Below are 14542 nucleotides of genomic sequence, written 5' to 3'. Positions count from 1 at the left end.
GCCGTCAAGCCTGATTCTGGGCGTTCTGGAGAGCTTGGTCCACGTCCGGAGTTTGGGCGGCCAGCACGGCGATGACCTCGTCGAGATACCCGGAGCTCGTCGCCCGCGAGATCTGATAATCGCGGCCCAGCCGGATCGGGGCATGCGATCGCGGAACCAGCGAAACCCCAGCACAGCCTGCCGGAAACAGGTCAACGCCGGAGTGACCGACCGAGTACCTCGCCGGCACCGTTCGGCGAACAACAGCCAGGCCACATACTCCGGCCAGTACGACAGACACATCGAGCGCGGCACGATGGGTAACCGCGGAGAGCCCGCATGGACGGGATCTGCGGTAAGACCAGCCCTACCAGGGGCTCTCAGCCTCTTTACCAACGCACCCCACCCGACGACCTCATACTCCTGCCACTCCCTCGTCGAGATCACCTCAATAGAGTCGACAGGGCATCCAGCGGGGCGGCGTTCGGATCATCCGGCAGGCGCATCGCCCGCCAGTCGACGTGTTTGTCGGGTCGTACGAGTGAGGTACCGTCCCCGCCGATCTCGCACTGATCGCCCCAGCCGAGGTACAGGTCGGCGGCCTCGCACTTAATTCAATCTTCCGAAACTGGCCGTAACAGCCAATCTGCGTGTTCCCTCACCGGGAGAGTTCGCACGCGAAGAAATCGAGACTCCTCTTCCAGGATTCAAGAGCCGCAAAGGAGTCCGGGGGTCCCTCTGCGAGCCCGGCGAGGAAGCTGTGGCCTGCCTCGGGGTAGACATGCTGGCTGTAGGGGTTTCCTGTGGCTCGCATGGCCTCTCCAAAGGTTGATATCTCTTCCACGGGGATGATGTGGTCTTGGCCTCCCCAGTGCGCCAGCACTGGCTGAGTGATCTCTTCGGCGAGTTCGATCGGCCGTGGGGCCTTACGCGTGCAGGGATTGCCAAATCCGTACGGAAATGCGTAGTAGCATACTGCTGCGACGTCGTTCCGTTCGGCGCACAGGTCGAGGGCGAAAGTTCCACCGAGGCAGAATCCCAGCAGGCCGATACGGTTTCCTCGTACGGCTCGATGGTCGTGGAGCCAGGATACGGCTGCTGCGTGGTCGTGCACGGCTTTTTGCTCGTCGGTTCTGGAGTGGCGGGCGAACGCCGCTTCTCTGCTCACCTCGCTGAGGGGGCCTTGGCGGAAGAAGTAATTTGGCAGGAGGGTCACATACCCGTCCTGGGCCAGTTTGGCGGCGAGTCCCTGGTAGAACGGCAACCGTCCGTAGACGTCGGACAATACCTCTATACCGGGACCCGTCCCCTCGGGCGGCAGGTACAGAGTCGCCGGCATCGCTTCACCACCGACGTCCACTTCGACCTCCTGTTGTGCCACGGCTGGTGTGCCGATGCCCGTGCTGTCGGCGTGACACATGCTTACCACCTCGATCAATTTAAGCGGGACAGGCGAGAAGTCGGCGAACGTGACCGGATGTTTTCACGGCCCAAAACTCAGCGGGGCGTGCACTCATCATGTCCTACTGGGGTACTGCTCGTCGTTTCGGGAACGGTTCGCTCACGAAGCTGCGATGACGGAGCTGCCCTCGCCCTCCCAGCTGTACTCGTCGCGTATCCCGTGTCATGTGACCATGTTCAGATTCGGGTCTTCGCAGGCAAGGCGCAAAGAACTACGCTCGTGTCGACCGCTAGTGAGAATGCCGCGCGCGCTGAGCGCCCAGCACTCCTCGGCCGTACTCGGCCGTGTCGCCGACACCACTGCTGAGGGAAGATCCACGACCAGGCGGAGGGCCTTGACCAATTCGACGGGGCCGGGTTGGCCGAGTGCGAGCACGCCATTGGCCTCGCTGGTAACCGCGATATCGGCGACGGCGAACACATCTTGTGGTGTGGGGAGCTCCTTGACCTTGTCGACGACCGCGACGACACGGCTACCGAGCACAGCGATCACTTGCCCCAAGGCACCGGACACGTCCTCCGGATAGCACACGACCACGACGCGATCGATACTGAGCTGGTCCAGCATGCGCCCTAGATCACTCGACACGCCGGGACCCGACAGGACCAGGGGTCCCCCCACGGCATTCGTGCTGATGGTTGGCATGGCAGCTTCCTCTCCGCTCCCGCTCCGCTACAAGCGTTGGTACTTGGTGAGTTTGGCTTCGTCGAGACTGATGCCCAGTCCCGGCCCTCGGGGGACCCTCAACTCGCCGCTGTCGTAGACAAGGGGTTCTTCGACGATGCCATCTGCCAGCAGTTTCGGGCCGAACAACTCGCTGCCGAAGGTCACGTTGGCGATCGCGCCGTAGGTGTGCGCGGCGGCCGCGGTGCCGATCGAACTCTCGATGCTGGTGCCGCCGTGGCACGGGACGCCCATGGCTTCGGCGACAGCGGCGGTTTTCTTCGTCCGCGACAGGCCGCCCAGTTTGTTGAGCTTCAGGGAGAAGATGTCGCCGGCGGCGTGGCGGCCCACCGCGTAGGCGTCCTGGACGCTGCGCAGACTCTCATCGGCCATGATCGGGATGGTCAGCTGTGCGGCGAGGCGGCCCAGGGCTTCGAGGTTCCACCCGGGGATCGGCTGCTCGACGAGGTCGACCCCGCCGGCCTCGAGCTTGGGCAGCCAGCGTGCAGCAGTGGCCTCGTCCCAAGCGGCGTTGAGGTCGATGCGCACGCTGGCCCGCTCTCCCAGAGCCTTGGCCACCGCCAGGATGCGGGCGACGTCCCGATCGGGACTGTGCGATCCCGCCTTGAGCTTGAAGCTGCGATGCCCCTCGAGCGCGAGCTTGTCCTCGGCCTCGGCGATGACGATGTCGGCGTCCTCGGCACTCAGCGCCCAGGTCACGGGGATGGATTCCCGGAACAACCCGCCGAGCAGCTCGTGAACCGGCACGCCGAGCGCCTTGCCCCAAGCGTCGAACAACGCCATCTCCACACAGCTCTTGGCGAAGTGATTGCCCGCGGCGACTCGGTCCATGCGGTCGGCTAACAAGTCGATCCGGGAGGCCTGCTGGCCGATCAGCTCGGGGACGAGGTAGGTGTCGATGGTGGCCTTGATCGTCTCTACGCTCTCTCCTCCCCACCAGGGGCCTCCGGGGGTCGTCGCTTCCCCGATGCCCTCGATGCCGTCTTCGGTGCGCACCCTGCAGAGCACGTAGCTCTGACAGAGCATGGTCGTCGATTTGAACTTGTGCGGACGGCTCGTGGGCAGGTCGACGATGACCGTCTCGATCGAGTGGATAGTCAGCGCAGACATGGGCCTTCTCCTCGGGTTGCTTGATCGGGCAACCCGGTGGCGCGCAGCGCACCGGGCACAGCGGCGAGCACAGCCGGACGGCAAGCCGGGGCCGAACGCCCTTGCTGGAGCGTTCGTCCCCCACGATCGGTCAGTTCTCGGGTTCGAGCACGAAGTCGTACTCCGAGCGCAGCCAGCCATCACCGTGTGGTTGCGGGTTGAGGACCAGCTCGGGTTTGGTGGCCCCGGCGACGTCGCTGTCCAGCCATTGGCCGCCTTCGAAGTACAGCTGGGTGGTGATCGGTCGGTGCTCGGGCGCGCGCACGATCAAGTGCAGATGGGCGGGCCGCCAGGGATGCCAGCCGGCCGCTTCGAGGAGCTTGCCGGTTGGCCCGTCGGTGGGGATCTGATACGGCGCGGGCTGGATCGTGATGACCTCGAACCGGCCCTGCTCGTCGGCGGTGACGACTCCCCGCAGGTTGCCCTCGGGCAGGTGCGGGGCGAAGCCGGAGTAGTAGCCCTCGTCGTCGGCGTGCCAGAGGTCCAGCTCGGCACCTGACACGGGACGGCCCGCAGCGTCGCGCACTTGGCCGGCGAACACCAGTGGTGTGCCCTTCTCGTCCGGCCGCATCGGCAACGTCGCCTCCGCCGGCAGCTTGGCCTGGTCGGGCAGGTAGTACGGGCCGAGAATGCTGCCCTTGCTTCCCCGCTGAGTCCGGGAGGCGACGTCCTCGACGGCGTGCTCGACGAACACGTCCAACAGCAGCGGCCACTCGCCGCCCTCGCCGACCTCGATCAACCACTGCTTGGCGGCCTGGAATTCCGTGTAGGTCACCTGTTCGGTGCGGATCGCCTCGTGCACGCCGTCCAGCAGCGCTTTCACCACCGCCGAGACACGTTCCGGGGAGGTGCTCTCCGCCGTGCCCTGCGGTTGACTTGCGCGAAAGGCCTGCGTGGCCGACGCTCCCGATCCCGCCGCCGTCGGAGACTGCTCTGTCCTCGTCATCGTCGTTTCCTTACTTCTTGGTGGAATGGTCCGTGGGGACGAAGGCACGTTGCCCAGCAGGCACCTCCGTCCAGGGGGTGGGCTGACCGAGTTCTGTCGGCCACACCAATCGGGAGATCACCGCGGGGAGGCCTCGGGGAACAGGTTCGAAGGACGCTGCTGCGAGGTCACGGTTGCTCCCTGGTCAGGCAATGGAGCGAGGCGCGTGGACTGGCCGGTACCGACCAGTCCGCGCCCTGCGGTTTAGCGCTTGCCGTGGATGTTGACGTCGTCAGGGTTGAACAGGTCCGGTGCCGTCCAACCGTCCAGGTCGTACTCGGCCATGCACTGCTCGGCGAAGCCCTTCATCTCATCGGCCTTGCCCGAGTTCTGGTGCGCGAAGAGCATTTCCGCGCGCACGCCCTCGTGGTTGCCGGAGTAGTTGACCTCGTAGAGCTCGTGCCGGCTGCCGAACTCGCTGCCGATTGCGTCCCAGATCAGCTTCATCAGCTTGACCCGGTCCACGGCCTCGTAACCGTTCGATCCGCGCACGTACTGATTCAGGTAGGGGCTGATCTCGGGCTGCTTGAAGTCCCGCGCGTGCGAGTTGAGATAGATCAGCGAACTGCCGAGATCCTTATGGATGATCTCCTTGATACGGGGGTACCCCTGCGTCATGAACCACCGGTAGGCCATGCCGTAGTCCACGTTCGGCAGAACCGTGCCGTTCTTCCACGCCTCCGGGGTCTTGGCCATCGCGTCGGTCAGGCCCCAGAACATGTTGCGCCAGGCCAGGACCTCGCCGACGCGGGTCTGGATACCGCGGAAGTCCTTGGTGCCCGTGGCCTCGACGCCCTTCATCAGCAGACCGGCGATGAAATCCAGCTTGACGGCCAGCCGGGTGACGCCTTGGAAGGTGAACCGCGGCAGGAACCCGGAGTTGGGCATGAACGTGCTGGCCTTCTCGGTGTCACCATAGATGAACACGTTCTCCCACGGGATCTTGACCCGATCCAGGATGAAGATCGTGTCGTTCTCGTCCATGCGCGAGGACAGCGGGTTGTCGAACGGGCTGCCCATCACTTCCGACTGCATGGAGTACGAGTGCCGACAGATGAGCTTCATCCCCGGCGCGTTCATCGGCACGGTACAGACCAGGGCGAACTCGCGCTCCTTGATCGGCAGGGCGTAGTGGCCGAGGAAGTTGAAATGCGTCAGCGCCGAACCGGTGGCCACGACCTTGGCACCGCTGACGATGAGCCCGTCATCGCGTTCCTCGTGGACGTGCATGAACACGTCCTTGACGTCTTCCGGATCGCGGTGCCGATCCACCGGCGGGTTGATGATCGCGTGGTTCCAGTACAGGCACTTCTCCTGCGATTCCCGGTACCAGCGCCGGGCGTTATCGGAGAACGGTTCGTAGAAGTCTGCGTTGGCCCCGAGCGTGCCGAGGAAGCTGGCCTTGTAGTCGGGGCTACGTCCCATCCACCCGTAGGACATCCGCGCCCACTCGGCGATCGCGTCGCGGTCGGCGACCATGTCCTCGGCGCTGTGCGGCGCGCGGAAGAACGGGTGTGTGAACCCGTTGTTGCCCGTATCGGTCGGGGTGGTCAGCACGTCTTGCTTGTCCGGGTCGTGCAGCGCGTCGTAGAGCCGCGCGGTCATGCGCACCGGGTTGCGGAATGCCGGGTGTGTGGTGACGTCGTCGACGCGTTCGCCGTACAACCACAGTTCCCGGCCGTCGCGCAGGCTCTCGATATACTCGTCACCGGTCATCGGCCGCTGCTGTGCTTCGGGGGCGACCGCGGGATTGCTGGTGCGTTCTTCCTGCTGGGTCATCGCGTGCTCCTTTGCTGCGGATACGTTCTTTTCGGGGGTTCAGGCGGAGGTGGCCGCACGTCCGATCGGACGCGGCGATTCACGTCAGTACGAAACGGGTCTGGCCCGTCGGGCAGTCGAGCGATTCCAACCACGGCGCGGTTTCAAACGCTTTGCCCAGGTGTCGGAACGTGCCGAGATAGAACACGAGCGGATCGCCCCCGGCCAATTCGAAGGAGTCCACTTCGCCGAGCTGGATCACGTGGTCCCCGCCGTCGTAGGAACGCCACGGTCGGCACGAGATGTGCGCGAGCGATCCGCGCAGATGCGGCGCCGTCCCTTCGGGACGGATCCATTCGATCGGCTCGTCCGTGGGTTTGCCCGCGAAATGCAGCGCCACTGCGTCCTGCTCCTCGCGGAGCACGTTCACCGCGAACGGCCGGTCCTGCAAGTGTCCGCACGCCTTGCTGCGGCGGTCCAGCGAGACCAGCACCAGCGGTGGATCCAGGGAGACCGCGCTGAACGCGTTGACCGTCGCACCGTGCGGGTCCCCGTCGACTTCACAGCTGACAACGGTGACTCCGCTGGCGAAGTGACCGAGGCAGTTCCTGAGCTCTCGCGGATCCAGGTGCATGACGTCTCCAGTGACGATCGGGACCGAAAGGCCCGGCCGCGCAGCGGGCGGCGCGGGTCCCTCCACCGGTTTGCGGGTGTCCGACAGACTGACCCACTGCAGCACGGGGTGAAAGACGTCACGTCGGTGATGTCCGCTGAGTGCTAAAACTCGGCGGCTCAGTGCGAAGCGATGCCAAACTGCTGCCGCGCTCGACACGGCGTCACGTCGAAACGGCTCCGGAAGGCGCGACTGAAATAGTTGTGCGAGGAGAACCCCACTCGCGGAGCGAGTTCGCCGAGGGCGAGGTCCTCGGCGCCGGGCGCGGTGAGCAGCTCCCACGCTCGGTCGAGTCGGCGGTCGCGGAGGTACTCGCGCAGTGTCAGGCCCGTCTCGGCGAACGCCCGCGCGAGGTGGCGCGGGCTAATGCCCACGGCGGCCGCGACCTGCTGCGCTGACAGGCCCGGATCGGCCAGGTGCCGTTCGACGTAGTCCTTGGCAGCGCTCACGTAGCAGGAACCGTTGCCCGCTTGCCGGTGCACCACGAGCGGTCTGAGGAGATCGAGCAGGCCGCGCTCGGCGTCCGGGGTGTGCGGGGCGCTGCCGTTCGCCTGCGGCACCACGGTGCTGCGGAGGAGCTTGACCAGTGCTTGTGCAGTGGTGTCCGCATCGGACCCGAACGGGAAGACCACCGGCTCCCGCAGCGATTCCTCGCCGGTGAGATCGCGGTAGACCGCACGCGGGATCGTCAGGACCAGTTCTTCGAGCCCGCGTGCGAACCCTCGGGTGAACGGCAGGTCCGTGTCGTACATGATGGCCTGCCCGGGTTTCAGGGATTCGTTGCCACCGCAGTGGAAGAAGAACGCATCACCCTGGGTAGCGAAGTAGATCGCGACCGCATCCCTGGGATTGTCGCCAATGAACGATTCGGAACGCTCGACGATCTGCGGGGACCCGTTCACCTGCGCGAGGCTGAGATGCGGCAGGTGGACGTTGATCTCGCGCGCTTGCAGCGGTGATTCGTCGATCGTACGAATGTCGAGCGGGATGAGAGCGCGCGCGTTGTGGCGTTCCCACAGGTGCACGCGGCTCGCCGGTGCAATTCCCTGCGTGGTGAAGCGCAAACTGCGGGGGTGCGTCAATTGTTCGACATGCTGCTCGGACATGAGTATCGCTTCCCGCTGTCATCTCCGTCGATATTCTTAGCGTCTGAATTCCCGGCAAAGCGGCATGCAACCTTCTCTAGACACTATGCGGGCACGTCCGCGATACGTCAATGTCGCCACCCGGGTGCTCGCGCGGCATCCACCGTGCGACCGGCGCAACGCACGCGGCATATGCGGCAGCAGCGAGCGTTCATCCCTCATCCGGGGCCGGCCGGAATGCGGCTGATACGGGTCGCGAACAGCATTCCTGCTGTGTACACGGTTGATCGTGCGACGCAACGTGTGGCCTGACCGGTTCAGAGAAAACAGTATGGAACCGGTTCGCGCCGGTCAGCGGAGTCGACGCAGTGTGCGAACCTCGGAATGCCCCTTTCCGCCGTATTCGGTTCCCACCCGGTCCAGGGGAGTTTCCGGGTCGTACTCTCCGCCGAGTGGGAGTAGTAGGCGTACAGGATCTGGCGATAAGCACTCCGGCTACGTGTGCCGACGAACGAGGGTTCGTCGACACCTCGGCGAGCCAAGTCGTCCGTCCAGGTCGGTAATGCCGGGAACCCGCGTCGGCAAACGTCGTCGCTCCCGGCGATCCGACACGACTGATCCGCCCACCACTCTGAACAGGAAGGGCAGCCACTACCGCCAGATCCTGCACTGGTGCTACTCAGGCCCCTGGACCTCGTGGGCGGACCTCGCCCACGGCCCCGGTGGTTCCCGCGGGACTGTCGGAGGCCTCTGCAAGGGTGACCGGGTGAGCCCTCACCGAGACAGCCCCGCCGGTGGTTGCTCCGCGAATGCCGAGGAGTTGCGTACCGCGATGGTCGCGACCATGCGCGAGCGTGGCTTTCTTCGCAGTGGTCGGGTTGCGCAGGCATTTCGCCTCGTTGCTCGGCACCTGTTCGCCCCGGAAGTCGCGATGGAGGCCGCCTACGCTGCTTGGGGCATCGTGCGCACCAAGTTCGACGAGCACGGGGCCACCAGGCGTGCTCGACGTGGGCTCACGCCGGGTGCTGGGCTATGCCATGGCCAGCCACCTGTGCACCGAGCTCGTCGCCGACCGTCTGGATACCGCCGTCGACCTCCGGGGCAGCGCCGTGGCCGGAATGATCTTTCACAACGACCGAGGGTGTCAATACTCCAGCGCCCGGTTTGCCCAGCGCTGCGCCAAGCCGGGCATCCGGCGTTTTCCGGGGCGCACCGGGATCTGTTGGGACAACGCGGTCGTGGAGTCGTTTTTCGGAGCGTTGAAAGGAAGACTCGTGCACCGACACCGCTTCACCACCCGCGCCGAGGTCCGCCGGGCGATCTTCGCCTGCATTCAGACCTGGTAAGACCGCAAGAGACCGCACTCGGCTCTGAACTATGCCAGCCCCGAGCACTGGAAGCCCACCATGACCACCCACAACCCATGGCCACATAACTAACCTGTCCGGCCAACAGGGGGAACCTCACAAAAACCCAGCACACACAGCCGCACTGGAACGATGAGTTGTGTCAGAGGCCGGATCCGGTCACTACGCCCACGCGCTCAACCAGCAGACATGACTGATGCTCGGGATCTGATCCGCTTCCTCGATTGCAAGCCCAGCGTTCGGTCCTTGCTACCAAGCAACGCTCGACGTGCTGGACCAAAGTTCGGATCTATTGTTCATCGGGCAGTCCCATCGGGCAGCAACCACACGTCGGTGGGGGCGATCCTCGCCGTCTACACCCTGGACGGCCCCTCTCACCGAGTGGCCGGAGTGGCCCTGATAACCACTCCTGGGCCTGCCTTCGTGGCAATGCAACACCGCGCTGAGTGTTGGGGGCGGCACTGCCGTCCCCGTCGCCCTCGCCAACACCGTCCTGCCTCCTGCCCATTGATGGCGCTCCACCGAACGCGTTTCTCACGACGGGTGGCGATGGGAGGGGTGTTCCCGGAGCACGCAGGTCAGTCGTGCGGTGCACGTGCGGTTTCCGTCTTCGTCGTTGAGCGTGATCTCGTAGGTGGCGAGGTCGCGTCCCCGGTGCAACGGTGTCGCGGCCCCGATCATCCGCTGGTCGGCGGGCGGCCTATGGTGCGTGCAGGACAGATCCACGCTCAGGGCTTACCGACTCGCCCCGGTGTGCAGCGCCGCGGCGATCGAGCCGAGCGTCTCGGCCAGGACCGCGTTCGCCCCACCATGCAGCAACCCGTAGGGCTGACGGTTACCGGCCACCGGCAGGGTGCCGACCAGGTGATCTGGGTTCCACGCCGTGATCTCCAGACCCATCCGGACGACGAGCTGCTCCGTTCCGGACAGCGCCTCCCTGAGCTGCTCGACGGCGCTGCCGTGTGTCGCGCCGTCCTCCTCGACCGCAGACATCCGATCTCCTCTCGACTGTTCGGAAGACCGCTCCCGTTCCCGCACCGCTCAGTCGGAGTGATCGGCGCGATCCCTGAACTGGTCGAACTCGAGCAGCAGGGACGCCGTCACACCGCCGAGCAGAGCCCAGAAAGGACTGGAGATACCCGCGATGCTGACTCCGCTCATGGCGATGACGAGCGCGAAGAACGCCCCGATCTGGAACCGGGAGCTACCGAAAGCACCTTGGAAGGACGACAGCAGGACCGTGATCATCGCCAACCCGGCGACGGAGGTGACGAGTTCGACCGGGAGCGCGGTGACGAACGCGACGGCAACGCCCGAAACCACCCCGAAGGCGATGAACAGGATCCCGTTGAGCACGGCCGCCGCGTAACGCCCCGCCTCGGGACCGGCATCGCGGGACGTGCAGATGGCGGTCATAGGACCCGCGATGTTGGCCGTGTGCCCCCCGAATCCTGCCGCGGCCAGCCCGCTGAGGCCGCTGAGCAACGACATGGAGTTGATCGGTGGACGGTAGCTCGCGGCCATCAGCGCCCCGGTCGCCTGCGCGTTCTCGGCCCCGATGACGAGCACGGTCAACGGTACGGAGACGGCCAGGACCGCTCCCCAGTCGAACGTGGGCACGACGAGTGCCGGCACGGCGAGCCGGGTACCCGGGTCGAGTCCCACGAACGCACCCGTCGACCCGGCGGCCACCACGCCGGCCACGAGCGCACCAACGACGCCCGGGACCTTCTTGCCGAACCGCGCCACGAGCAGGTAGCCGACCAGTGCGGAGGCCACGATCCAGGGGGCGGCGCGCCCGGCCTCGACGACACCGATCGCAAACTCGACGAGCGCGCCGGCGATCATGGCCATGATGATGGGACCAGGCAGCCAGGTCATCACCCGGCGGAGCGCTCCGGTCAGTGCGAGCAGGACCACCGAGGCGCCGCTCACCAGGTACGCCCCGACGAGCTCACCCAAGGTGAAGGTGCCGAGCGCATCCACTACGAGCACCGCACCGGGAATACTCCACGCTCCTACTACGGGCTGCTTGTAGTAGAGCGCGAGCAGCAGGGAGTTCAGACCGCCGAACACGTAGATCCCGAAGATCCAGGACGCGGTCTGGGAGGCCGAGAGACCCGCGTCTCCCGCCCCGTTGATGATGATCAGCGCGGGTCCGGTACAGCCGAACACGGTAGCGACCACGGCCGCGCCCACCGTGGAGAGATTCAGGTGCGCGGGCAGGTCCCGCAAGCCGCTGCGTATCCCCGGCCCCCGTTCGACGAGTCGATCGTCTGTGCCGGCACGTGGGGGCGCTACCGGAGGAGAGCTGCTCATCGATGTGCTCCTTGAGTCGGTTTTCGGCCCACCGGTGCGCGTCGAGGTCCTCGCGCGTACGGCCCGTTCCTCACCCCGCTTGGCGGAAGCCGTCCGTCGGTGTCCCGCCGCGGCGGGAGTTCCCTTTCCCGAGACCGATGTGACGCAGCACCCGACGGATCCGGGTGGCGAGGGTGCCGGCGACCAGGCGCAAGGCGCTCGGCGCTCCCGCCGGAGTGGTCGGTGCTTGGCCGGAGGTGGCCGCCTGCTTCACGGAGTCGGCGAACTGCTCGAACATGCGGCGGCTGATGTCACCGGCGAGTGCCCGCCCGAATTGGGCGATCCGGCCGGTGAGGTACACGGCGGCGTCGGCCTGCAGCCGCGTGCCGGTCTCGGTGGACTCGGCCACCAGAGTGAGGTCGGCCTGCGTCTGCGCACCGCCGGTGTCCTGGCCTTGGGCGAGCACTCGGATTCTTCCGGATTCCCGGTCGTGCTCGGTGATGTGCGCGACGCCGGTGAACGAGAGCTTGATCGGTCCCACCGCGACGCGGGCGCGTCCGGTGTAGTGCTCGTTGCCGAGGTCGTCGGTGAGTTCGGCGCCGGGCAGGCAGGTCGCGAGCAGGTGGACGTCGTCGAGGACGCGCCACACTTTCTCGAACGGCACGTCCAGATCCGTGGTGACCTCGACGGACACCGTCGGATCGGAGTCCGGCAGCACGATCTCCACATCCTGGGAGGCGGCATCGGCTCGTTGCGTATCGGAGACTCCCTCAGCACCGCCCGGCAAGCCGGCCGCCTGTCCACCCGCGCGGCCGACGAGTGCGCGGTGGGCGCAGTTGCCGGGTTCCGGAACCCCTTCAGGGTGTTCACGACTCGTCTCGGACACGGCCGAGACGATGTTGCGGTAGCCCGTGCACCGGCAGATCACGCCGGAGAGCTCCTCCGGGATTTCCTCCTCGGCGATGCCCGGCTTGTGCGAGAGCAGGTCGTAGGAGCTCATCAGGAAGCCCGGCGTGCAGAAACCGCACTGCAGTGCGTGGTGGTGGCCGAAGGACTCCTGCAACGGGTGCAGGTCGTCCGGACGCCCCAAGCCCTCGACGGTGACCACGTCGGATCCGTCGAGCTGGCAGGCGAACAGCAGGCAGGCGCGTGCGGCCTCCCCGTCGACCATCACCGTGCACATGCCGCACACGCCGTGCTCGCATCCCAGGTGGGTCCCCGTGAGGCCGAGGTGGTCGCGCAGTGCGTCCGCCAAGGTGTGCCGAGGCGGCAGCCGCAACACGGCCGGGGTGCCGTTGACGGACAGCCGGACCTCCACCGGCTCGTCTGCACCTGCGCTCACCGGCCGGGGCTTGCCTTCCCGGCGGTCCGCCGACCGCGCGGTGTCGTGGGTGTTTTCGCTGGTGGTCATGGGTTATCCCCGTTGATGCCCCGGAGGGCACGGTCGTGGGCCTTGGCCAGTTCCCGACCGGACAGCGTCACGAACAGCCGGCGCCGGTAGTCCCGGGAACCGTGCGCGTCTCCGTCGGTGTCGACCATGCCCTGCGCGATATCGGCCAAGGGCTCGGGCAGCCGCGCGGCCAGCCGAACACCGTCCTGTCCGGACGCGCTGACGGCCGAAGCGAGCTCGGTACTGACGTCGCGGGTGACCGGGCGGTCGGAGACCCCGAACGCCGTGAGCGTCGCCTCGCGGACCCGCTCACCGGAAACCGCGACGCGCACGGCAACACCTGCCAGGGCGAAGTCCCCGTGTCGGCGTGCGATCTCGGCGAACCCGAAGCCCTCACCGTCGGTCGCGACGGGAAACCGGATGGCGGTGAGGATGTCCTCGGAACCGAGAGCCGTGGTCATGGCACCGGTGAAGAACTCCCGCGCCGGTACCTGGCGCGTACCGCGCGGACTGGTCAACGTGATCCGGGCGTTCAGGCAGGCCGCCACAGCAGGGATCTCAGCAGCCGGATCGGCGTGCGCGAGGCTGCCGCACACGGTTCCGCGACTGCGCAGCTCCCGATGCCCCACCCACGGCAGGGCCATGCGCAACAACGGCACCGAATCGGTCGCCCGGTCGTGTTCCACTCGTCGCTGCCGGACCATCGCCGCGACCTCGAGCGAGTCACCGGTGCTCCGGAGTTGGTCGAGTCCCTCTACCGTGGTGATGTCCACCAGCTTCTCGGGCCGGGCCAGCCGCATCGCCAGGACGGGCACCAACGACTGCCCTCCGGCGAGGACCTTCCCGCCGCCGTCACTGCCGGCGAGTTCGTTCACGGCGTCCTCGAGTCTGGTGGGACGCACGTAGGCGAAGGGGGCGGCTTTCATCGACTCTCACCGCCCCCGGAACTTCGGGGTGCGCTTGTCGTTGAACGCCGCGACGCCCTCGGCGAAGTCGTGGCTGGCCCGCAGCATCGAGTAGGCCTTGCGCTCCAGCTCGATGCCGGTGTACAGCGGGCCGTCAGCACCGCGGTCGAGCACTTCCTTGGCGGTACGCGCCGCCAGCGGCGAGAAGCCGAGCATCTTGGCCACGAGGCGTTCGACCTCGCCGTCCAGGGCGGCGCGGTCCTCGGTGACGCCTGCCAGCAGGCCCCAGTCGCCGGCCTGCTCGGCGCTGATGCGCTCGGCGGTGAGTACGTGGTACTTGGCCCGCGAGAGCCCGATCAGCCGAGCCAGCCGCTGGGTACCGCCGGATCCGGGGATCATCCCGAGGTTCATCTCGGGCAGGGCGAACTGGCTGCGCGCGGTGGCCAGTCGGATGTCCGAGGACAGGGCGAGTTCGAAGCCGACGCCGAAGCAGTAACCGTCCACGGCGGTGATCACCGGTTTGGGGCTGCGGGCCGGGGCCGTGACGTGGTGTCCGAGGTCGGTGAAGTCGACCGGTTCGACCTCCATGAACCCGGCGATGTCACCCCCGGACGAGAAGTGCTCGCCCTCGCCGCGAATGACCACGAGCTGGACGGTGTCGTCGGCGTCGACCTCGGCGAACCGGTCGGCCATCACGTTGCGGGTTTCCCAGGTGATGACGTTGTACTCGCCGTGATCGAGGGTCAGGTAGGCCACTCGCCCCTCGTGGCCGCGGTCGAGCCGGATCTCGCCTCCGGTGAGTGCCAT

General features: G+C 66.6%; 14 protein-coding genes. 1 reads left to right on the top strand and 13 read right to left on the bottom strand.

All coding sequences use genetic code 11. The features are described from left to right. Window positions 1-637 precede the first annotated feature (637 nt). From FHX42_RS06760 to FHX42_RS06730, 7 genes are all read right to left on the bottom strand, one after another. Complete coding sequence (locus FHX42_RS06760; RefSeq protein WP_182543225.1) at window positions 638-1399, bottom strand: dienelactone hydrolase family protein; 762 nt, start codon at window positions 1397-1399, stop codon at window positions 638-640. Between the two features lie 204 nt (window positions 1400-1603). Next, entirely contained in the window at window positions 1604-2086 is a 483-nt protein-coding gene (locus tag FHX42_RS06755) for an iron-containing alcohol dehydrogenase (RefSeq protein ID WP_182543224.1), read from the bottom strand. Between the two features lie 27 nt (window positions 2087-2113). After that, a complete protein-coding gene (locus FHX42_RS06750) occupies window positions 2114-3235 on the bottom strand; it encodes a muconate cycloisomerase family protein (protein WP_182543223.1) in 1122 nt (373 codons plus the stop codon). Window positions 3236-3365: 130 nt separating this feature from the next. Further along, window positions 3366-4220, bottom strand: a complete 855-nt coding sequence (gene catA, locus FHX42_RS06745; protein ID WP_182543222.1) for a catechol 1,2-dioxygenase — start codon at window positions 4218-4220, stop codon at window positions 3366-3368. Between the two features lie 243 nt (window positions 4221-4463). Next, on the bottom strand, window positions 4464-6038 hold the full coding sequence (locus FHX42_RS06740) for a 4-hydroxyphenylacetate 3-hydroxylase family protein (RefSeq protein ID WP_182543221.1): 1575 nt from the start codon (window positions 6036-6038) through the stop codon (window positions 4464-4466). A gap of 79 nt (window positions 6039-6117) precedes the next feature. Beyond that, window positions 6118-6651 (bottom strand): flavin reductase family protein, encoded by a 534-nt coding sequence (locus FHX42_RS06735; protein WP_182543220.1) that lies wholly within the window; start codon window positions 6649-6651, stop codon window positions 6118-6120. A 158-nt stretch (window positions 6652-6809) separates the two neighbouring features. Further along, on the bottom strand, window positions 6810-7796 hold the full coding sequence (locus FHX42_RS06730) for an AraC family transcriptional regulator (RefSeq protein WP_182543219.1): 987 nt from the start codon (window positions 7794-7796) through the stop codon (window positions 6810-6812). Between the two features lie 977 nt (window positions 7797-8773). Between FHX42_RS06730 and FHX42_RS06725 the strand changes: the two genes are divergently transcribed. Beyond that, the gene (locus FHX42_RS06725) at window positions 8774-9121 is read left to right on the top strand and encodes a DDE-type integrase/transposase/recombinase (protein WP_182543218.1); all 348 of its coding nucleotides are present in this window, start codon (window positions 8774-8776) and stop codon (window positions 9119-9121) included. A gap of 555 nt (window positions 9122-9676) precedes the next feature. On the opposite strand, the gene FHX42_RS27685 is transcribed toward FHX42_RS06725, so the two are convergent. The 6 genes from FHX42_RS27685 to FHX42_RS06700 form a co-directional block, all read right to left on the bottom strand. Next, the gene (locus tag FHX42_RS27685) at window positions 9677-9868 is read right to left on the bottom strand and encodes a PaaI family thioesterase (protein WP_407926200.1); all 192 of its coding nucleotides are present in this window, start codon (window positions 9866-9868) and stop codon (window positions 9677-9679) included. A gap of 9 nt (window positions 9869-9877) precedes the next feature. Beyond that, window positions 9878-10135: a PaaI family thioesterase gene (locus FHX42_RS27680; protein ID WP_407926199.1), complete on the bottom strand. Its 258-nt coding sequence runs from the start codon at window positions 10133-10135 to the stop codon at window positions 9878-9880. Window positions 10136-10183: 48 nt separating this feature from the next. Beyond that, entirely contained in the window at window positions 10184-11461 is a 1278-nt protein-coding gene (locus FHX42_RS06715) for a benzoate/H(+) symporter BenE family transporter (protein WP_220479574.1), read from the bottom strand. 70 nt (window positions 11462-11531) lie between these two features. After that, window positions 11532-12851: a xanthine dehydrogenase family Fe-S subunit gene (locus tag FHX42_RS06710; protein WP_182543217.1), complete on the bottom strand. Its 1320-nt coding sequence runs from the start codon at window positions 12849-12851 to the stop codon at window positions 11532-11534. Next, complete coding sequence (locus FHX42_RS06705; protein WP_182543216.1) at window positions 12848-13756, bottom strand: FAD binding domain-containing protein; 909 nt, start codon at window positions 13754-13756, stop codon at window positions 12848-12850. The genes FHX42_RS06710 and FHX42_RS06705 overlap by 4 nt, the downstream gene beginning before the upstream one ends. A 6-nt stretch (window positions 13757-13762) precedes the next feature. Further along, entirely contained in the window at window positions 13763-14542 is a 780-nt protein-coding gene (locus FHX42_RS06700) for an enoyl-CoA hydratase/isomerase family protein (protein WP_182543215.1), read from the bottom strand.

It is taken from the genome of Halosaccharopolyspora lacisalsi (assembly GCF_014137975.1).
Taxonomy (GTDB): Bacteria; Actinomycetota; Actinomycetes; order Mycobacteriales; family Pseudonocardiaceae; genus Halosaccharopolyspora; species Halosaccharopolyspora lacisalsi.
This window is presented reverse-complemented; position numbering and strand designations above follow the sequence as displayed.